The sequence below is a fragment of the Burkholderia sp. 22PA0099 genome (assembly GCF_047497165.1).
Classification (GTDB): Bacteria; Pseudomonadota; Gammaproteobacteria; order Burkholderiales; family Burkholderiaceae; genus Burkholderia.
Map to the genome: position 1 here is coordinate 2642575 of NZ_CP163165.1, position 19731 is coordinate 2662305.

15 protein-coding genes and 1 pseudogene are annotated in these 19731 nt (G+C 63.7%); 5 read left to right on the forward strand and 11 right to left on the reverse strand.

The genetic code is table 11. The annotated features are described in order from the left end of the window. Positions 1-102: 102 nt before the first annotated feature. From AB4851_RS27170 to AB4851_RS27190, 5 genes and pseudogenes are all read right to left on the reverse strand, one after another. Positions 103-381, reverse strand: a pseudogene (locus AB4851_RS27170) (pilus assembly protein N-terminal domain-containing protein); the annotation flags it as partial. Between the two features lie 67 nt (positions 382-448). Further along, entirely contained in the window at positions 449-1381 is a 933-nt protein-coding gene (gene cpaB, locus AB4851_RS27175) for a Flp pilus assembly protein CpaB (RefSeq protein WP_414449552.1), read from the reverse strand. A gap of 99 nt (positions 1382-1480) precedes the next feature. Continuing rightward, a complete protein-coding gene (locus AB4851_RS27180; protein WP_414449553.1) occupies positions 1481-1951 on the reverse strand; it encodes a TadE/TadG family type IV pilus assembly protein in 471 nt (156 codons plus the stop codon). Beyond that, a complete protein-coding gene (locus tag AB4851_RS27185) occupies positions 1948-2448 on the reverse strand; it encodes a prepilin peptidase (RefSeq protein WP_414449554.1) in 501 nt (166 codons plus the stop codon). The genes AB4851_RS27180 and AB4851_RS27185 overlap by 4 nt, the downstream gene beginning before the upstream one ends. A gap of 100 nt (positions 2449-2548) precedes the next feature. After that, the gene (locus AB4851_RS27190; RefSeq protein WP_414449555.1) at positions 2549-2725 is read right to left on the reverse strand and encodes a Flp family type IVb pilin; all 177 of its coding nucleotides are present in this window, start codon (positions 2723-2725) and stop codon (positions 2549-2551) included. 643 nt (positions 2726-3368) lie between these two features. On the opposite strand from AB4851_RS27190, the gene AB4851_RS27195 reads away from it, so the two are divergent. The 4 genes from AB4851_RS27195 (at position 3369) to AB4851_RS27210 (ending at position 9029) form a co-directional block, all read left to right on the forward strand. After that, positions 3369-5177 (forward strand): collagen-like triple helix repeat-containing protein, encoded by a 1809-nt coding sequence (locus AB4851_RS27195; RefSeq protein ID WP_414449556.1) that lies wholly within the window; start codon positions 3369-3371, stop codon positions 5175-5177. A 38-nt stretch (positions 5178-5215) separates the two neighbouring features. Continuing rightward, positions 5216-6562 carry a collagen-like triple helix repeat-containing protein gene (locus tag AB4851_RS27200; protein WP_414449557.1) on the forward strand — a complete coding sequence of 449 codons (1347 nt, stop codon included), beginning with the start codon at positions 5216-5218 and terminating at the stop codon, positions 6560-6562. Between the two features lie 133 nt (positions 6563-6695). Further along, complete coding sequence (locus AB4851_RS27205) at positions 6696-8378, forward strand: ShlB/FhaC/HecB family hemolysin secretion/activation protein (protein ID WP_414449558.1); 1683 nt, start codon at positions 6696-6698, stop codon at positions 8376-8378. 189 nt (positions 8379-8567) lie between these two features. Further along, positions 8568-9029 (forward strand): DUF2147 domain-containing protein, encoded by a 462-nt coding sequence (locus AB4851_RS27210; RefSeq protein WP_414444965.1) that lies wholly within the window; start codon positions 8568-8570, stop codon positions 9027-9029. Between the two features lie 75 nt (positions 9030-9104). On the opposite strand, the gene AB4851_RS27215 is transcribed toward AB4851_RS27210, so the two are convergent. From AB4851_RS27215 to typA, 6 genes are all read right to left on the reverse strand, one after another. Beyond that, positions 9105-9560 carry a transposase gene (locus AB4851_RS27215; protein ID WP_414449559.1) on the reverse strand — a complete coding sequence of 152 codons (456 nt, stop codon included), beginning with the start codon at positions 9558-9560 and terminating at the stop codon, positions 9105-9107. Between the two features lie 135 nt (positions 9561-9695). Next, complete coding sequence (gene zapE, locus AB4851_RS27220; RefSeq protein ID WP_414444963.1) at positions 9696-10793, reverse strand: cell division protein ZapE; 1098 nt, start codon at positions 10791-10793, stop codon at positions 9696-9698. Positions 10794-10915: 122 nt separating this feature from the next. Next, positions 10916-12346, reverse strand: coding sequence for a dihydrolipoyl dehydrogenase (gene lpdA, locus AB4851_RS27225; RefSeq protein WP_414449560.1), 1431 nt, complete (start codon positions 12344-12346; stop codon positions 10916-10918). A gap of 86 nt (positions 12347-12432) precedes the next feature. After that, positions 12433-13704 carry a 2-oxoglutarate dehydrogenase complex dihydrolipoyllysine-residue succinyltransferase gene (gene odhB, locus AB4851_RS27230; protein WP_414444961.1) on the reverse strand — a complete coding sequence of 424 codons (1272 nt, stop codon included), beginning with the start codon at positions 13702-13704 and terminating at the stop codon, positions 12433-12435. A 135-nt stretch (positions 13705-13839) separates the two neighbouring features. Beyond that, positions 13840-16710: a 2-oxoglutarate dehydrogenase E1 component gene (locus AB4851_RS27235; RefSeq protein WP_414449561.1), complete on the reverse strand. Its 2871-nt coding sequence runs from the start codon at positions 16708-16710 to the stop codon at positions 13840-13842. 323 nt (positions 16711-17033) lie between these two features. Next, positions 17034-18854 carry a translational GTPase TypA gene (gene typA / locus AB4851_RS27240; protein WP_414449562.1) on the reverse strand — a complete coding sequence of 607 codons (1821 nt, stop codon included), beginning with the start codon at positions 18852-18854 and terminating at the stop codon, positions 17034-17036. 326 nt (positions 18855-19180) lie between these two features. Here typA and AB4851_RS27245 point away from each other — a divergent pair, with 326 nt between their 5' ends. Then, positions 19181-19705, forward strand: a complete 525-nt coding sequence (locus AB4851_RS27245; RefSeq protein ID WP_414449563.1) for a MarR family winged helix-turn-helix transcriptional regulator — start codon at positions 19181-19183, stop codon at positions 19703-19705. The last annotated feature ends 26 nt before the right edge of the window (positions 19706-19731 follow it).

Sequence of the window (19731 nt, forward strand, 5' to 3'; positions counted from 1 at the left end):
GGTGGTCCCGGAGCCTGAAATCACGGTGGTGTCGCCGTAGGTATCGACGCGCGGCGACGCATCGTTGAGCAACGCGTTCGCCGCGCCGCTCGTCACGTGCACGGTATAGGTGGACGGCTCGCTGCGCCCGCGCTCCCAGAGCATCACGTTGGTGGTCCCGGCGCTCTTGCCGATCAGCAGCACACCGCCACCCTTGATGATCAGCACGTCGGCCACCGCCGGATCACCGACGGCGACGCGCTGCAAGGTGCGCCCGGCCGCGATCGGCCGCTGCGCGCCAACCGCGACGTCGACGCTCGCGTCCGGGCCGGCTGCGCTTGCCACGGACGACAACGTCAATGCATTCAATGCAATGGCCAATGCAATCAGTTTCTTTTTCATTGTGTCGGAGGCCCGCAGCCGGGCCTCTCCGTGTCGGTTGCAACCTGTACCGCGTACTCACTGCCACTCAATAGGCGACCGACTCGGCCCGCCCGCCCCGTATCACTTCGATGCTGCTGCTTTCCGCGCTGCGCGCCACCACGCGCGGCGGCGCCTTGCGCACGACCGGAGCCGGCGTCGTATCGGCCACGCCGCGTGACAGCTCGGACAGGGACATGCCGGCGGCGGCCCGCGCCGACGGGTCCTTGTCGGCATTGGCCGCGACGCGCATCGCCACCGTCTGCGTCGCCACCGCCTCGTCGCGCGGGCTGCGCAGCGCGAGCGTCAGGTTGCCGGTGGCTTCGGCCAGGGTCAGTGCATCGATCTGTTCGGTCGGCACCGCGAGTACCGCGGTGCGCACGCCGCCCATCCCGCCGGGAGACTGATCGCGGGCGGTCGTCGCATCGCCGAAGGCCAGCACGCGGATCTTCGAGAGCAGCATCTTTGCCTGAGTCTTGGGGATCTCCGGACCGTTGCCATTTCCGTTAGTGGTCATGGGCATCGCGGACGCCGCATCGCGCTTCAGATTGACGAACACGTCGACGAAATTGCCGGGCCGCACGCGATTGCCGACCGCGTTGTTTTCATCGACCTTGACCGCTACGGCGCGCTCGCCCGGCGCGATCAGATCGGCCATGCCCGATGACAGCGAGCTCTCGACCACGGCGGCCTGTTCGGGAATGTCGGCAATCGGCACCCGGCCGATGATCTGGACCGGATCGGCGAATGTGCCTTGCGGCAGGCCGGCGACCTGCTGCACCTTCAGGCCGTCGGCCGCGATCGCCTGACCGGCCTTGAGCGGATGCGCGGCGACCACCACCGGAAACAGCTTCGCCGCCTGCTGGGCGTTGTTTTCGACAATCGGCGCGGGCCGGCGGCCGAGCACCCACGCGTAGACGCCGAGCAGCACGGCGATGGCGATCAACGCCACCGCGAATATCTTCGTCAGATTGTTGGCCATGGTTGTTATGCGAACAGTCGATCCATAAATGTCCTGCGCCTGCCTGTGCTGCCGCCGATCCCCCCGTATTTGACGATCGGCGCGGTTCTACGCGTGCTCCTAAATGATGTTGACCGGACTGATCTGTACCGTGGCCGAACCGACCAGCGCGGCCGGGACCGGCAGCAGCATGCCGAGCAGCGGCAACGGCGCGATCAATGGCCTGGTTGAATAGGGGTAGGACAACGTCACCTTGATGCAATACATCGAGGCGTCGTAGGAGCAGGTTCCCGCAGGCGTCGAGGTGCATTGCGCACCCGACAGCCAGCCGACCAGATTGGTTGCTGCTGTACATGCGGCGGCGGCGCGTGCGCCCAACGCAGCCTGCGGCGTGGTACTGACCTGATAGTTCAAGGCGGCACGCGCGCCTTCGGTGGCGGCCAGCGTCAAATTCTGTTGGGCGGCAAAAATCAGGCCGTAAGTCACGACCGAATACAGCACCATGAAAAACAGCGGGAATATCAATGCGAACTCAACTGACATCGAACCGCGGTTGCTCCGCCGACGCGGCGCGCAGACCCTCGATTTCATCGCACATTCCCCGTTACGATATAAAGTATCAATGCCGCTGCGGCCGGCATGACCAGAAACGCAGCGTAAGGAGATCCACGATAACCGCCCAAAGCTAATGCGGGTTTACCACGCTGCCACAATTCCCCTAATGGCGTTCGAGTCCAATACATGATTCCAAGCGCGTGAATCAATGCAACCAGGCTCGCGAAAATCCAGCACCAGAACATGATTCGCAATCCGCACCACGCCCCGAGCGTCAGAAACACCTTGACATCTGCCGCCCCCATCATACGCAGGGCAAAAAACGGTAACAATCCAACAAAGCCAACAACGGCACCGATTATTGCACCGATCAGCGTTATACCAAATGGGTTATACCCGGCAGCAGCTAAAGCAATGGCACATATCAATCCCGAAACTACCAAGGAATTGGGAATACGCCGATAACGAAAATCGCCGACTGCAACCATCATTGCCCAGGCCAGGAAAAACCCGACACCAAAAAGCAGGATCATTCAAATTTCCGAAGCGTGCGCAAAGAGTGCGGGCGCCGGGTAGACGACCCGCACACGGAATGACAAATATGAAGATCTCGCGGGCTTGTCGCCCGGACGCTCAACCCGCGCCGCCAGGGAGTTGGGCCTTGATATAGGTGAAAGCGTTGGTCAGCCCGCCGGTCAGGAGTCCTACTCCAGTAACCAACGCCACCGCCATCAGGCCTGCGATGAGGCCGTATTCGACAGCGGTAACCCCGTCTTCTTCCTTGAGGAAGCGATTGATAAGTGCATTCATGGTAATCCCTCGTGCCTTGAGTTTCGTTGGCCGCATGCGATATGCATATCGGGCCACCTAACCGTTACCAGCTCTGACGTCCGGCTTCGGCCATTTCTTTATAGCTCGTTTTTTCAGGAGCTCTTAACATATTTTGATGCCGATTAACAATCTTGCAGTTGTTTCGATAGGCACCTCCACTTCGCGTTGTCTGTGCGGTTCCGTACACGCACGATCGAATCTTAATCCCAAGAACTTTTATTTCCAACTTTTTTTATGATTTTTCTTGCCGATCCGTCCAGCCCTCAAGGCAATTTTTACTATCTTTCTGAGCCTTACCCATAAGGGCTAACGATAGGTTAGATGTACCTATCTAAATCATCAGTAAAACAATCGTTCGATTGAATGGTGCAGCGGCACCACGTTACGAACCGGGCGTAACGGAAATGATGTGACGTTACGTTACGGAACGTGATTTAGCCAGTTTCCCAGGCTCCGTTGGATTCGATTAAAAATCGTTTTCAGCAATCGTTAAACCACGGCACGACAAGGCTTTCCGGGCAGTCGAGAAAGCAACCGAATCGTTAATCGAATCGCATGGCACGGGTGTTGCAGAGTGATCGTCGCAGCAACACACATCACACAACAGCACTGCGAGGACGAAATGGACACCCAAACGATCACTCATGGCACGTTCCGGACGACTTTGATCGCGGCCACCGTGGCAGCCATGCTTTCCCTCTCCGCCTGCGGCGGCTCCGGTTCGTTGAGCCAGGGCACCGGCGGCTCCGACAACAACACGCCGCAAACCACCTCGGGCACCAGCGGCTCGTCCGGCACCAGTGGATCGTCGGGCACCAGTGGCTCTTCCGGTACCAGCGGCTCGTCGGGCACGAGCGGCACGTCGAGTTCGTCGGGCACCTCGGGATCGTCGTCGGGTAGCACCAGCGGCTCGTCGAGCGGTTCGACCAGCGGCTCGTCGTCTTCCTCGTCCTCGTCGGGCAGCAGCTCGGGCACCAGCTCCGGCACCAGCTCGGTCAACGCCCTCGGCACGGTGGTGGCCAACACCAGCAACGTGGTGTCGAGCCTCGGCACGACCGTCGCAGGCGTCGGCTCGACGATCGCCAACCAATCGATTCCCGGCCTCGGCAGCGCGCCGACGCAAGCACTCGGCAGCGTAGTCGGCAGCGTCGGCGGCGCCGTCAGCACGCTCGGTAACGGTCTCGCGAGCGGCCTCGGCCAACTCGGCTCGACCTCCAACCCGCTCGGCACCACGCTCGGCTCGACGGGCGGCGTGGTCTCGCAACTCGGCAACGCCGTCAGCGGCACCGGCACCCTCGTCTCGAGCCTCGGCAGCGGCCCGCTCTCGCCGCTGGCGCCCATCACCTCGACGGTTGGCGGCCTCGTATCGACGATCGGCGGCGCAGTCGCCAACGGCGGCACGACGCTGACCAACGCGCTGACCACCGGCCCGGTGCAGCAGATCACGCAGACGGTCAGCTCGGCGATCACGCCGATCACCTCGGTGGTCGCCAACACCACGCAGACGATCGGCAACGCAACCGGCCTCGGCGCCCCGGTCAATTCGCTGCTCGGCACCCTTGGCGGCGGCCTGAAGACGGCCGGCGCGGCGATCGCGGCCACGGGTGGCGGCAATGCCATCACCGCCGGCCTCGGCTCGACGGTCGCGGCCACCGGCAGTACGGTCGCCTCGCTCGGCGGCCTGCTGACCGGCGGCAACGGCACCAACCCGCTGGCACCGGTCACGGGCCTGTTGGGCGGCCTGGGCACCCTTGGCGGCACGTCGGGCGGCAGCGGCCCGCTCGCCCCCGTCACGGGCCTGGTGTCGACCGTCACCGGAGCACTCGGCAGCCTGGGCGGCAGCTCGGCAGGCAGCAGCCCGCTGGCTCCGGTGACGGGCCTCGTTTCCACCGTCACCGGCGCACTCGGCGGCCTGGGTGGCAGCTCGGCAGGCAGCAACCCGCTGGCCCCGGTGACGGGCCTCGTCTCCACCGTGACGGGCGCGCTCAGTGGCGCGACCGGCGGCACGGCCGGCAGCGGCGCGGGCGCCCTGTTGGCACCGGTCACCGGCCTCGTTTCGACGGTCACCGGCGCACTCGGCAGCGCAACGGGCGGCACCACCAGCGGTGGCGCAGGCGCCCTGCTCGCACCGGTCACCGGCCTGGTATCGAGCGTGACGGGCGCGCTCGGCGGTGTGGCCGGCGGCACGTCGGGAAGCAGCAGCGCGAGCGGCCTGCTCGCACCGGTTACGGGCCTCGTATCCGGCGTGACGGGCGCACTCGGATCGGCAGCGGGCGGCACGGCCACGAGCGGCGCCACCTCGACGGCCACCACGGCGGTGGCGGGCCTGACCGGCTCGAGCAACGCCACCTCCACGAGCGGAACGGGCGGCGGCCTGCTCTCCCCCGTGACCTCGCTCGTCGGCGGCCTGCTCGGCGGCGGCAAGAAGTAAGCACCACTCACGATAAATAGCGTCAGAGGAGTCCAACCATGAACCCGATCCAAACGTCCCCGTCGGCCCACCGCGCCTGGCGTCTCACGCTGAGCGTGGTGGCGGCCGCCACCCTGTCCGCTTTGGCTGCCTGCGGCGGCAGCGACATGACCTCGCAAGCGAGCAACGGCAACAACACGCCGCAAACCACTTCCGGCACGTCCAGCGGCACGTCGAGCGGCACCAGCAGCAGCGGCACCACCGGCGTGCTGACCACGGCCGCGCAGACCGTCACCGACCTCGGCACCACGGTCGGCTCGGTCACGATCCCCGGCGTCAACAGCGGCGTCACGCAAGGCCTCGGCAGCACGGTGTCCGGCGTCGGCACGGTGGTCGGCTCGGCCGCCAACGCCCTGACCAACGGCCTCGGCCAGATCGGCACGACCAGCGATCCGGTCGGCACCACGGTAGCCGGCCTCGGCAACGTGGTCAGCAGCGCCGGCACGGCGGTCGCGGGCCTCGGCCAGACCGTCAACTCGCTCGGCACCGGCCAGCTCTCGGCGCTCTCGCCCATCACCACGCCGGTCAGCTCGCTGCTGAACACGGTGGCGAATGGCGTGCAGGCCGGCGGCATGTCGCTTGGCAACGTACTGTCGTCGTCGCAGGTCACGGCAGTCACGCAACCGATCAGCTCGGCCATCACGCCGATCGTCACGACGGTCGGCCAGACCACACAGACGATCGGCTCGACCACCGGCCTCGGCGCCCCCGTCTCGGGCCTGCTCGCGCAACTGGGCGGCGCGGTCAGCTCGGCCGGCACGCAAGTCAAGGGCGCGTCGTCACAACCGTTGGTCGGCGACGTCGGCACGCTCGTGCAATCGCTCGGCAACACCGTCACCAATGCCGGCGGCCTGGTCAACGCGTCGGGCGCCAACGGCGCGAACCCGGTGGCCGGCCTGATCACCAGCCTGGTCGGCGGTTCGAGCGTGAGCGTCGCGAACGGTTCCGCCTCGGGCGGCACGGCGAGCAACCCGCTGACGGGCCTGCTCGGCTCGCTCGGCGGCGCCACCGGCGGCAGCGCCAGCGGCCCGCTCGCTCCGGTCACCGGCCTCGTGTCGACCGTCACCGGCGCACTCGGTTCGGTCACCAGTGGCGCGGGCGGCACAGGTAGTACAAATCCCCTCGCGCCGGTTACCGGTTTACTGAATACTGCAACTGGTTCGCTCGGCAGCGTGACGGGCGGCACGGCCGCATCGGGAGCCGGCTCGCTGCTGTCGCCGGTCACCTCGCTGGTTGGTTCGCTGACCTCCACGGTGGGTGCGGCGGGCGCAACCGGCGGCAGCACGACGGGCCTGCTTGCGCCGGTCACGGGGCTGCTCGGCACGTTGGGTAACGTTGGCAAGTAAGGGTTCAGGCGGTATCCGTCCGCGCTGGCGGGAAGCGCGGACGGTCTTCACAGGTTGCAATGAGCGGGCGGCACATCGAGGCCGCCCGTTCGCAGTACAAAACTAAAAGCTGGCCTACGAGGACTCACCGAAAATGCGATCCACCCATCAGGTTTGGACGATGCTGTTCGCGCTCGCCGCGACGGCCGCTGGCCCCGCGCAGGCGCAAACCCGCCCCGCCGGCAACCCGCTCGAATCGCTGCCGCAAATCAATGTACCGCAGCGCTCCACCGTCACCGTGCAGGTCGAGCCGCAGGCACAACAGGTGCAAGAGCTGCTGGCTCGCCGTATCACGCCGTCGACGATCCGCGTCGAAGGTGTCAAATCGGTTCCCTTCGATCTGGTGTCCTCACGATTCACACCGCTGGTCGGCAAGGACATCACGATAGGACAACTGATCGAAGTCGCAAACGGCGTGACCAAGCTCTACCAGGAACGCGGCTTCGCGCTGTCGTTCGCGTTCGTGCCCGCTCAAACGTTCGAGGACGGCGTGGTGCGCGTGACGATCGTCGAGGGCTACGTGTCCGACGTGCAGATCACCGGCAAGCCCGGCCCGATGGAATCGAAGCTGCGCGCGGTCGCGGCGCACATCACGGCTGACCGGCCGCTGCGCAAGGACACGTTCGAGCGCTACGTGAATACATTCGGCCTGCTGCCCGGCATCACCGTCAAGGCCAACGTGCCGCCGCCGCAAAACACCGACGGCGCGACCACCATGACGCTCGATGTATCGCGCAAGCCGATCAACGTCAGCAGCGGCATCGCCACCACCACGCCCGGCGTGCAGGGCGTGTTCACCGTCACCGAAAGCGGCCTGACCTCGCTCGGCGAACAGTTGAGCATCTCGGCGCTGGCGCCGAAGGGGCCGAACAACGTGACCTATGTGGCGGCCAGCGGCTCGGTGCCGATCGGCAGCAACGGCCTGATCGCGCGCGTCGATGCCAGCCATTACCGCGGCAACCCGACCGACAACCCCGGCCTGCCCTCCTATGTGAAACGCACTGTGATCAACGACAAGATCGGCCTGTCGACGTCGTACCCGATCCTGCTCAACAATCAGCGCAGCCTGCTCGCCACCGTGTCCGGCTACGCGTCGCATAGCGAGGACAACTATCAAAACCAGCTCGGCGGCCAATACATCGGCCTGCGCTCGCAGGTGCGCGTGCTGCAGGCGCAGATGGATTACACGACGATCCGGCCGAGTTCGGTCACCAAGCTCAGCCTGAACGTGGCGAAGGCCTTCGACATCCTCGGCGCATCGAAATCGGCCGAAACGAATATCGCCGGCTCGACGCAGACCAACCCGGCCTCGATCACGTTCGTGCGCACCGGCGGCACGCTGGTGCAGACCAACCAATGGCCGTACAAGATCGGCACCACGGTGCAGTTGACGGGCCAGTACAGCGCGGTATCGCTGCCGACCACCGAGCAGATTGCATTCGGTGCCCAGCGCTTCGCGCTCGGGTACGAGCCCGGCGAGGCATCGGGCGATTCGGGCTGGGGCATGTCGGCGGAAATCAACCGTCAGTTCACGGTCGGCTATGCCTATTTGAAGTCGATCACGCCATACATCGCGTACGACATGGCGCGCGTATACCTGCACGCGGGCACGCCGCAACCGAACCGGCTGTCGTCGGTCGGCATCGGCGTACGCGTATCGGACGGCCAGCACTACAACCTCGACCTCAACGTGGCGAAGGCGGTGGGCGACGCACCGATCGAAAGCGCATCGCGCAGCCCGCGCATCAATGCGTCGTTCTCCTATCAACTGCAATAAGCCTGATGCGCCGGCTCGCGCGCCGAACGCGAGCCGGCTCGATTAGAGGCACCTCTATCAAACGCAGCGACGGCTTTCACGTATTCTGCGCAGAGGTTCTCGAACGATCGTGCCAAGCATGTTTGCAGGCATTCAGCGCAAACGACGCAGAGCTCGACAGAAAAAGATATGCACTCAAGGAGGAAGACAATGACCCGCTTCAATCTCTCGCTGCGCAAGCTCGCCGTCGGCGGTGCCCTGCTCATGTCCGCCATGAGCGCATTCGCTCAAGCCGACAGTCCGCTCGGCACCTGGCAAACGATCGACGATCACACCGGCAAGCCGAAGGCACTCGTTCAGATCACGCAGGATTCGAACGGCGATCTGACCGGCACCGTGATGAAGGGCCTCGGCGATAACGACACGCCGGATCGGCGCTGCACGGCCTGTACCGACGAGCGCAAGGATCAGTTGATCAAGGGCATGACGATCATCAAGGCGATGAAGAAGGAAGGCGACCACTGGGACGGCGGCAACATTCTCGACCCCGAGAATGGCAAGGTCTACAAGTGCAAGATGACGCTTGAGGATGGTGGCCAAAAGCTGGTCGTGCGCGGGTATATCGGCGTATCACTGCTCGGCCGTTCGCAGACCTGGGTTCGCCAACCCTGAGCGAGCGTCAAGCAGAACGCGGCGCACGGTCAAACACGGGCGCCGCTGCTATTGCTCTTGATGTACCGCGCTTGATCACGCCGCCAGTGGATGCGGCGGCTGCAACGGAGAAGACGCGAGTGCGTGCGGCTCCGATAGGAAGGGTTGATCGACACGCGGCATGCGAACCCGGTTCGGCAAAATCGCATGACGCAATTCCGCTGCCCGTGAATGCGTGTGCTTACGCATGCGGATGGTGACGGTTTCGTAGAGATCATCGCTGATGGTGCCGAACAATTCGCTCAACACGGCACGCAAGGTGCCCGATTCGTACCAGAGCATGAAGCGGCGATGGCACGTTTGGTACGCAGGATAACGGCGCGGAATGGCAGACCACGATGCGCCGCTGAAAATCACCCACAGCACGCCGTTCAGCACATTGCGCGCATCGGCAAGCGGACGCCCTCGCAATTCCTTCCGCGGGCGCAATTCGGGCAGCAGGCCGGCAACGCGCTGCCACTCGATATCGGTTATGTCTCGGTACGGCGTCATGTCACCACTCCGATTACAGGAACATGACGTACGATAACGAGACGCTCACGCGCTGGATATTGGACGATTCTGAAAATGACCGAATGAGTTGAATCGGTCGTTCCCCTTACGCGAACTCGCCCCGGCTCGCTTCGATCAGGTCAGCGAAGTATCCACCACACGTCGCGGCGTTTCGATGTACTCCTGCGACTGCATCTCCACGATGCGCGACACGGTCCGGCTGAACTCGTTCGCCATCGGCCCTTCCACGTAGAGATCTTCCACCCGCACCTCGGCCGACATCAGCAGCTTGACCTTGTGGTCGTACAGCACATCGATCAGCCAGGTGAAGCGGCGTGCCTCGGACGCCATCCGTGGCGACATTTGCGGCACGTCGGACAGCACGATCGCGTGAAAGCGCGACGCCAGCTCCAGGTAATCGTTTTGCGAGCGCGGGCCGCCGCACAGCGTCGCAAAGTCGAACCAGACCACGCCATCGGCCTTGCGCAACGCCTTCAGCTCACGCTTCTCGATACGCAGAATCGGGCTTTCGTCGGGCACCGCGGCCAGCCGCGCAAACGCATCGCGCAATTCGCGGTCGGCTTCGGCGCCAAGCGGCGAGTGGTACATCTTCACCTGCGTCAGCGTGCGCTGGCGGTAATCGACGCCGGCATCGACGTTCATCACATCGAGCTTCTGCTTGATCAGCGCGATGGCCGGCAGCATGCGGTCGCGATGCAGCCCGTCGGGATACAGCAGATCCGGATCGTAGTTCGAGGTCATCACGAACTGCACGCCGTTGCTGAACAGTCGGTCGAGCAAGCGATACAGAATCATCGCATCGGCAATATCGGACACGTGGAATTCGTCGAAGCAGATCAGGCGATAGCGCTTCGCGATGCGGCGCGCCAGCTCGTCGAGCGGATCGGCCTGCCCTTTGAGCTCTTCGAGCTCACGGTGCACTTCGCGCATGAATTCGTGAAAGTGCAGACGCGTCTTGCGCTGCACCGGCACGACCGCGAAGAAGCTGTCCATCAGGAAGCTTTTGCCGCGACCGACACCGCCCCACATATACACGCCCTTCGGCAATTCCGGCCGGATGACGAGTTTCTTGAATGCATTCGAGCGCCGCGCCTTGTAGGCGACCCACTCGTCGAAACAGTGTTGCAGTCGCGTGATCGCGGTGCGTTGGGCAGTGTCGGCCTGATAGCCGCGCGTACCCAGTTCGCGCTCGTAGTATTCGGTGACGTTCATCATGCAAGCCAGAAAAACCAAAGGCGAGCGGAAAACTCCCGCCCGCCTTCGGCATCAAACGGCGGCACCGCCCCGGCAACATGCCGGCACGGCGCCATATCGCGGCCTCGCGGCCGCATCGATCAGCTGTTCAGCGAACGCTTGTCGGCGGCGAGTGCCGCTTCGCGCACGACTTCCGACAGCGACGGGTGCGGATGGCAGATCCGGGCGATGTCTTCCGACGCCGCCTTGAACTCCATCGCCACCACGGCTTCCGCGATCAGGTCGGACGCATTGGCCGAGATGATGTGCACGCCGAGCACTTCGTCGGTCTTGGCATCGGCGATGATCTTCACGAAGCCTTCCGGTGCATTCATGCCGAGCGCACGGCCGTTGATCGAGAACGGGAACTTGCCCGCCTTGATCTCGCGGCCTTCCGACTTCAACTGCTGCTCGGTCTTGCCGACCCAGGCGATTTCCGGCGAGGTGTAGATCACCCACGGAATGCAGTTGTAGTCGATGTGCGGCTTCTGGCCGTCGATCACTTCGGCTACCAGCACGCCTTCGTCTTCGGCCTTGTGCGCGAGCATCGGGCCACGCACCACGTCGCCGATCGCGAACACGTTCGGCACGGCCGTGCGGCAGTGGTCATCCACGTCGATGAAGCCGCGCTCGTTGGCCTTCAGGCCGATGGCTTCGAGGCCGAGGTTGTCGGTGTTCGGCACGCGGCCGACCGACACGATCAGGCGGTCGGCGTCGAGCGTCTTGGCGTTGCCGTCCTTGTCGGTATAGGCAATCGACACGCCGGCGTCGGAGGCCTTCACGTCGCCGATCTTCACGCCGAGGTTGATATCGAGGCCTTGCTTCTTGAACAGCTTCGCGGCTTCCTTGCCGACCGCTTCGTCAGCGGCACCGAGGAACGCCGGCAGCGCTTCGAGCACGGTCACTTCGGCACCCAGGCGGCGCCAGACCGAACCGAGTTCGAGGCCGATCACGCCGGCGCCGATCACGGCCAGCTTCTTCGGCACGGTGTCGAACGTCAGCGCGCCTTCGTTGTCGGCGACGATCTTGTTGTCCACCGGCAGGTTCGGCAGGTGACGCGCCTTCGAGCCGGTAGCGATGATGACATTCTTCGCCGTCACGACTTCGGTCTCGCCTTCACCGCTGACTTCGATCTGCACGCCCGCGTCGGTCTTGCCCGCGAACTTGCCATGGCCCTTCAGCCAGGTGATCTTGTTCTTCTTGAACAGGAACTCGATACCGCCCGTCATCTTCTCGACGATGGCGTCCTTGCGGGCCAGCATCTTGGTGGTGTCCATCGTCACTTCGCCGACCGTGATGCCGTGATCGGCCAGGTGATGCGAGGTGTTTTCGAATTCTTCCGACGAGGCCAGCAGCGCCTTCGACGGGATGCAACCGACGTTCAGGCAGGTGCCGCCGAGCTTCAGCGTGCCGGCCGGGTTCTTCCACTTCTCGATACAGGCAACCGTCTTGCCGAGCTGGGCTGCACGCACCGCAGCGATGTAGCCGCCGGGGCCGGCGCCAATCACGACGACGTCAAATTCCTTGGACATGACTATCCTTCTCTGTTGCCCGACGCGCGGCGGCACGCAATGCGTGCGCCGCGCGAACGGAGCGATTCAATACGGAAAAGCGAGGCTTACAGATCCAGCAGCAGGCGTGCCGGATCTTCCAGCGCATCCTTCATCGCGACCAGGGACAGCACGGCTTCGCGGCCGTCGATGATGCGGTGGTCGTACGACAGCGCCAGGTAATTGATCGGACGGATCACGATCTGGCCGTTTTCGACGACCGGGCGTTCCTTCGTCGCGTGCACGCCGAGGATGGCCGACTGCGGCGGGTTGATGATCGGGGTCGACAGCATCGAGCCGAACACGCCGCCGTTCGAGATCGAGAACGTACCGCCCGTCATTTCCTCGATCGACAGCTTGCCGTCCTTGGCCTTCTGGCCGAATTCGGCGATCTTCTTCTCGATGTCGGCCAGGCTCAGCTGGTCGGCATTGCGCAGGATCGGCACCACCAGGCCACGCGGCGAACCAACCGCGATACCGATGTCGAAGTAACCGTGGTAGACGATGTCGTTGCCGTCGATCGACGCGTTCACGAGCGGGTACTTCTTCAGGGCGTGAACCGCCGCCTTGACGAAGAACGACATGAAGCCCAGCTTCACGCCGTGTTCCTTCTCGAACTTGTCCTTGTACTTGCCGCGCAGGTCCATGACCGGCTGCATGTTGACTTCGTTGAACGTCGTCAGGATCGCGTTGGTTTGCTGCGATTCGAGCAGACGTTCGGCGATACGCGCACGCAGGCGCGACATCGGCACGCGTTGTTCCGGACGATCGTTCAGCCAGGTCGTGGCCGAGGCCGGAACCTTGACGTCCGGCAGCGCTGCGGCCTTCTTCGGCGCGGCGGCGGCCGGTGCGGCAGCCGCCTTCACCGGTGCGGCGTTCGCGCCCAGCGCGTCGCCCTTCGTGATGCGGCCGTCGCGGCCCGTGCCCGAGACCTGGCTCGGATCGACGCCCTTCTCGGCCAGCAGCTTGGCGGCAGCCGGCGAGGCCGACGTGTTGCTCGACCCCGAAGCAGCGGCCGGCGCGGCTTCCACGGCGACGGGCACCGGAGCCGGACGCACTTCCGCTTCGCCGGCAGCCGCCGCCACGGCGCCAGCCTTGGCTTCGGTGTCGATCGTGGCGATCAGTTGATCGGCGACAACCGTATCGCCGTCGTTTTGCAGCACTTGCGACAGCACGCCGGCTGCCGGTGCCGGCACTTCCAGCACGACCTTGTCGGTCTCGAGTTCGATCAGGATTTCGTCCTGAGCGACGGCTTCACCGGGCTTCTTCTTCCACTGCAGCATGGTGGCTTCCGAAACCGATTCCGAAAGCTGGGGGACTTTGACTTCTACGATAGCCATGACTTGTTTCCTGGATGCTTGATCTGGGTAATGTCGGGATGCCGAGGACAGTTCGTGCTCGCGTCAGATTCGCTGCGCGCGCGACGAAACAAACCGGGAACGCGCTTGGGCGCGCTCCCGGTTCGTGATGTCCGCTTATTTTGCGATCGACGCGCTCTTGAGTCGGCCGAACGCCCCTTCGATCAGGGCCTTCTGCTGCTCATAGTGCTTCGCGTAGTAACCGACCGCCGGCGAGGCCGAAGCCGGACGGCCGCTGTATGCCAGCTTCTGACCGTCCTTCATGCCTTCCTTCAGGTGGTGTTCGATGTAGAACCACGGGCCTTGATTCTGCGGCTCGTCCTGCACCCAGACCACTTCGGTCGCATTGTCGTACTTCTTCATTTCCGCTTCGAACTGCTTGTGCGCGAACGGATAGAGCTGTTCGATACGGATGATCGCGACGTCGTTCGCCTTCGCTTCGCGACGGTGTGCGACCAGGTCGTAATACACGCGGCCCGAGCAGGCCACCACGCGCTTGACCTTCTTCGCGTCGATCGACTCGTCGATCTCGCCCAGCACCGGATGGAACGAACCCTTCGCGAGTTCCGACAGATCCGACACCGCTTCCTTGTGACGCAGCAGCGACTTCGGCGTTGCCACGATCAGCGGCTTGCGGAACAGGCGGATCATCTGGCGGCGCAGCAAGTGGAAGATCTGAGCCGGCGTGGTGGGCTGGACCACTTGCATGTTGTGATCCGCGCACAGTTGCAGGAAACGCTCGATACGCGTGGACGAGTGCTCCGGACCTTGCCCTTCATAGCCGTGCGGCAGCAGCATCGTCAGGCCCGACACGCGGCCCCACTTCACTTCGCCCGACGAGATGAACTGGTCGATCACGACCTGCGCGCCGTTCACGAAGTCGCCGAACTGCGCTTCCCACAGCACCAGCGTGTTCGGTTCGGCGGTCGAGTAGCCGTACTCGAAGCCGAGCACCGCTTCTTCGGACAGCACCGAGTCGATCACATTGAAGTTCGCCTGACCTTCCGAGATGTTCTGCAGCGGCACGTACGTGCCGTCGTTCCAGCGCTCGCGGTTCTGGTCGTGCAGCACCGCGTGACGGTGCGTGAACGTGCCACGGCCCGAATCCTGGCCCGTCAGACGCACGGCATAGCCCGATGCGACCAGCGAAGCGTAGGCGAGGTGTTCGCCCATGCCCCAGTCCAGCGCCTGCTCGCCGCTCGCCATCTTGCGGCGATCGTTGATGACGCGCTCGACCAGCGGGTGAACCTTGAAGTTTTCCGGCACCGTGGTGATGCGTTCGCCGAGGCGCTTCAGTTCGGCGAGCGGCACGGCCGTATCGGCTGCATCCGTCCACTTGCGGTTCAGGAACGGAACCCAGTCGACCGAGTACTTGCTCTTGTAGTTCGAGAGCACCGGATCGATGGTGTGGTGGCCATCGTCCATCGCCTTGCGGAAGGCCTTGACGTATTCGTCGCCCGTTTCCGCGCCGATCACGCCTTGCTGCACGAGCTTCTCGGCATACAGCGCGCGGGTGCCCGGGTGCTGTGCGATCTTCTTGTACATCAGCGGCTGCGTGACCGCCGGCGTATCCTGCTCGTTGTGACCCAGCTTGCGGAAGCAGACGATGTCGATCACGACATCCTTGTGGAACTGCATCCGGTAGTCGATCGCGATCTGCACCGCGAGCACCACCGCTTCCGGATCGTCGCCGTTCACGTGCAGCACCGGCGCTTCGATCATCTTGACCACGTCGGTGCAGTACAGCGTCGAGCGCGCATCGCGCGGGTCCGACGTGGTGAAGCCGATCTGGTTGTTGATGACGATGTGCAGCGTGCCGTGCGTGCCGTAACCGCGCGTTTGCGCGAGGTTCAGCGTTTCCATCACGACGCCCTGGCCCGCGAAGGCCGCATCGCCGTGGATCTGCACCGGCAGCACTTGCAGGCCGTCGGCGTCGCCGCGACGGTCCATCCGTGCCTTCGCCGAACCCTCGACCACCGGGTTGACGATTTCAAGGTGCGACGGATTGAACGCGAGCGACAGGTGGACCGGGCCACCTTCGGTTGCGACATCCGACGAGAAACCCTTGTGATACTTGACGTCGCCAGCTGGCAGATCGTCGACGTGCTTGCCTTCGAATTCGGCGAACAGGTCGGACGGCATCTTGCCGAGCGTGTTCACGAGCACGTTCAGGCGGCCACGGTGGGCCATGCCGATGACGATTTCCTGGACACCCTTCGAGCCGGAATGCTGGACCACTTCGTCCATGGCCGCGATGAAGCTTTCGCCGCCTTCGAGCGAGAAACGCTTCTGGCCAACGAACTTGGTATGCAGGTAGCGCTCGAGGCCTTCGGCGGCCGTCAGGCGGTTCAGCACGTGCTTCTTCTTCTCGGCCGTGAAGTTCGGCGTGGCGCGCGTCGATTCGAGACGCTCCTGCCACCAGCGCTTCTGCTCCGGATCGCCGATATACATGTATTCGGCGCCGATCGTGCCGCAGTACGTGTCGCGCAGCGCCTTGACGATGTCACGCAGCGAAGCCTGTTCGAAACCGAAATACAGGTTGCTGGCGCTGAAGGTCTGGTCGAGGTCGGCTTCGGAGAAGTCGTAGAACGACGGCTCCAGCTCAGGAATGGCGGGACGCTCGCGACGCTTCAGGGGGTCGAGATTGGCCCATTGCGAGCCGAGGAAGCGGTACGCGCTGATCAGGCTCTGGACGTGAACCTGCTTGCGAGCCGTTGCCAGATTGCCGCCGTTGCCGCTGTCACGCGGAATGAAGGCGTTGGCCTTCGCGCGTTGAGCGAACGACTCGACGATCGGGAAATGGGCAACGTCGTTGGCATTCGAACCATCCGTTGCCGGGACATTCTGCAACGCGTCGAAATACTCGCGCCAGTTGTCCGGCACCGATGCCGGGTTGTCCAGATAGGCTTCGTACTGCTCTTCTACATACGAAGCATTGCCGCCGAACAGATAGGAGTTCAGCTGAAACTGCTTCATGACATCTGACATTTTACGCTCACCTTTCTTCGAGCTTCTCGAGGAATAGCGGGTTGCTCAACCTTCCGCGACACGGCCTGACCGTTTGGCGGATTGCGAATCAAGTCTTGCTTGGAAGGACCGAAAACTTTGTGCGCGCAGCATAGCACACTACGCAACAATGAAGGGCGGAATGTCGCACCCGTGAGAGCCAAGCCCCATGGGCTTTCATGGCAGAAAGGGGCGATTTTCGATAAGTCCCGCAATAGTGTTTTACGCATCACGGCGCCGACAACGAAAAAGCCGCCCGAAGGCGGCTTTTTCCTGATCGTTGTCGCAGCTTCGCGAGGGTTCGATCACTCGGTTTCGCGGCTGGCGCGACGGCGCTCGTGTTCCTTCAGGAAGCGCTTGCGCAGGCGGATCGACTGCGGCGTGACTTCCACGAGTTCGTCGTCGTCGATGAATTCGACCGCGTATTCCAGCGACATCTGAATCGGCGGCACGAGGCGCACCGCTTCGTCGGTGCCCGACGCACGCACGTTGGTCAACTGCTTGCCCTTGATCGGGTTCACGACGAGATCGTTGTCGCGGCTGTGGATGCCGATGATCATGCCTTCATACAGCGCATCACCCGGCTTCACGAACATGCGACCGCGATCCTGCAGCTTCCAGAGCGCGTAGGCCACGGCTGCGCCGTCATCCTGCGAGATCAGCACGCCGTTGCGGCGCTCGAACACCGAGCCATCCTTGACCGGTGCGTACGAATCGAAAATGTGGCTCATCAGGCCCGTGCCGCGCGTCAGCGTCAGGAATTCGCTCTGGAAGCCGATCAGGCCCCGTGCCGAAATCTTGTACTCGAGGCGCGTACGGCCACGGCCGTCCGACGCCATGTCGAGCATTTCGCCCTTGCGGCGGCCCAGTTCTTCCATCACGCCGCCCTGGTGTTCGTCTTCGACGTCCACCGTCAGCAGCTCGAACGGCTCGTGCTTCACGCCGTCGACTTCCTGCAGCACCACGCGCGGACGCGACACGGCCAGCTCGTAGCCTTCGCGACGCATGTTCTCGACCAGAATCGTCAGGTGCAGTTCGCCACGGCCCGACACTTCGAACACGGTTTCGTCACCCGTGTCGCGCACACGCAGCGCCACGTTGTGATTCAGTTCCTTCATCAGACGATCGCGGATCTGGCGGCTCGTCACGAACTTGCCTTCGCGGCCCGCCAGCGGCGACGAGTTCACGAGGAAGTTCATCGTCAGCGTCGGTTCGTCGACGGTGATCATCGGCAGTGCTTCCGGCGTGTCGACGGCGCAGATCGTCGCACCGATACCAACATCTTCAATACCGTTGATCAGCACGATGTCGCCGGCTTCGGCCGATTCCACCTGCACACGCTCCAGGCCCGTGAACGACAGCACCTGGTTGATCTTGCGGCTCAACACCTCGCCTTCCGGGCCGAAGCGCATCACGACCGCCTGGCCCGGCTTGATGCGGCCACGCGTGATGCGGCCCACGCCGATACGGCCGACGTAGGTCGAAAAGTCGAGCGAGGTGATCTGGAGCTGCAGCGGCGCATCCGGATCGGCCGGGCGAACCGGCACGTGCTCGAGCACGGCCTCGAACAGCGGACGCATGTCGCCGTCGCGCGCTTCCGGGGTCAGCGAGGCATAGCCGTTCAGGCCCGATGCGTAGACGATCGGGAAGTCGAGCTGCTCATCGGTGGCGCCGAGCTTGTCGAACAGATCGAAGGTCTGGTTGATGACCCAGTCGATCCGTGCGCCCGGGCGGTCGATCTTGTTGACCACGACGATCGGCTTCAGGCCGAGCGCCAGCGCCTTCTTCGTGACGAAGCGGGTTTGCGGCATCGGGCCTTCGACGGCGTCGACCAGCAGCAGCACCGAATCGACCATCGACAGCACGCGCTCGACCTCACCGCCGAAGTCGGCGTGGCCCGGGGTATCGACGATGTTGATGTGCGTGCCTTCGTACTCGACCGCGCAGTTCTTCGCGAGAATCGTGATCCCGCGTTCCTTTTCGATGTCGTTCGAGTCCATCACTCGCTCGACCATCTGCTGGTTCTCGCGGAAGGTGCCGGACTGGCGCAGCAGTTGGTCGACGAGCGTGGTCTTGCCGTGGTCGACGTGGGCGATGATGGCGATATTGCGAAGGGCGCGGGTCATAGAAACCTGATTTCGAAACCTGATGATCGGACACGCAAAAAGGCGCGTGTTGGATCAAGCCTCACGCGCGCAGCTGCAAATTGCATCCTGGAAAGCCAAGGATTATAGCATGCCCGCATGTCGCAAGCTGAGCGCTTCGCTGCACTGCACACTCGACTGTCGCGCAAACGCCATCGCCGCGGCGCCAGGGCCGCCTGTCCGGGCGCGCACCGCGCCCTCTCCGTATCCGCCCCGATTGCCGGCCGCGTAACCCGGATGCATTATTTGCCGCGGCAAACATTCGCACCTATACTGCTGCCTAGTCAACTATTGCAGAAACAGCGACCATGTCGGATTCCGATTCCCCTTCACGCCTTCCTCCCGGCCTGTCGCTGGCGGCCTACCCGATCAACGACAGCGTGGGCTATCTGCTTTCCCGCGTGCGTTCGCTGATGACCAACCTCGTCACCCAGCGCACCCAGACCGAACTCGGCATCACCGGCACGCAGGCGAGCATGCTGTTCATGCTCGCGGTCGGCAAGTGCTCGACCGCCGCCGAACTGGCGCGCGAGTATGCGATCGACGCCAGCGCGGTGACGCGGCTGCTCGATCGCGTCGAAAAGCGCGGGCTGCTGTCACGCGTTCGCAGCCACGAGGACCGACGCGTGGTCCAGCTCGAACTGACCGACGAGGGACGCGAGCTGGCCGAACGCATGCCCGAAATCTTCATCAGCGTGCTCGATACTTTGCTGGCCGGCTTCACGCCAGAGGAAGTCGGATTCCTGAAAAGCATGTTGCGTCGGATCCTCAGCAACTACTGCGGCGAGAGCGCAGTGGGTGGTGCCGGCGGCACGGGCAATCCGGCGCAGTAAAACGTGCCACAACAACAATTCCAGAC

Bases quoted from the DNA above. Each gene is read 5' to 3' on its own strand.
- cpaB (WP_414449552.1), bottom strand. From the start codon at position 1,381: ATGGCCAACAATCTGACGAAGATATTCGCGGTGGCGTTGATCGCCATC.
- AB4851_RS27180 (WP_414449553.1), bottom strand. From the start codon at position 1,951: ATGAAATCGAGGGTCTGCGCGCCGCGTCGGCGGAGCAACCGCGGTTCG.
- AB4851_RS27185 (WP_414449554.1), bottom strand. From the start codon at position 2,448: ATGATCCTGCTTTTTGGTGTCGGGTTTTTCCTGGCCTGGGCAATGATG.
- AB4851_RS27190 (WP_414449555.1), bottom strand. From the start codon at position 2,725: ATGAATGCACTTATCAATCGCTTCCTCAAGGAAGAAGACGGGGTTACC.
- AB4851_RS27195 (WP_414449556.1), top strand. From the start codon at position 3,369: ATGGACACCCAAACGATCACTCATGGCACGTTCCGGACGACTTTGATC.
- AB4851_RS27200 (WP_414449557.1), top strand. From the start codon at position 5,216: ATGAACCCGATCCAAACGTCCCCGTCGGCCCACCGCGCCTGGCGTCTC.
- AB4851_RS27205 (WP_414449558.1), top strand. From the start codon at position 6,696: ATGCGATCCACCCATCAGGTTTGGACGATGCTGTTCGCGCTCGCCGCG.
- AB4851_RS27210 (WP_414444965.1), top strand. From the start codon at position 8,568: ATGACCCGCTTCAATCTCTCGCTGCGCAAGCTCGCCGTCGGCGGTGCC.
- AB4851_RS27215 (WP_414449559.1), bottom strand. From the start codon at position 9,560: ATGACGCCGTACCGAGACATAACCGATATCGAGTGGCAGCGCGTTGCC.
- zapE (WP_414444963.1), bottom strand. From the start codon at position 10,793: ATGAACGTCACCGAATACTACGAGCGCGAACTGGGTACGCGCGGCTAT.
- lpdA (WP_414449560.1), bottom strand. From the start codon at position 12,346: ATGTCCAAGGAATTTGACGTCGTCGTGATTGGCGCCGGCCCCGGCGGC.
- odhB (WP_414444961.1), bottom strand. From the start codon at position 13,704: ATGGCTATCGTAGAAGTCAAAGTCCCCCAGCTTTCGGAATCGGTTTCG.
- AB4851_RS27235 (WP_414449561.1), bottom strand. From the start codon at position 16,710: ATGTCAGATGTCATGAAGCAGTTTCAGCTGAACTCCTATCTGTTCGGC.
- typA (WP_414449562.1), bottom strand. From the start codon at position 18,854: ATGACCCGCGCCCTTCGCAATATCGCCATCATCGCCCACGTCGACCAC.
- AB4851_RS27245 (WP_414449563.1), top strand. From the start codon at position 19,181: ATGTCGGATTCCGATTCCCCTTCACGCCTTCCTCCCGGCCTGTCGCTG.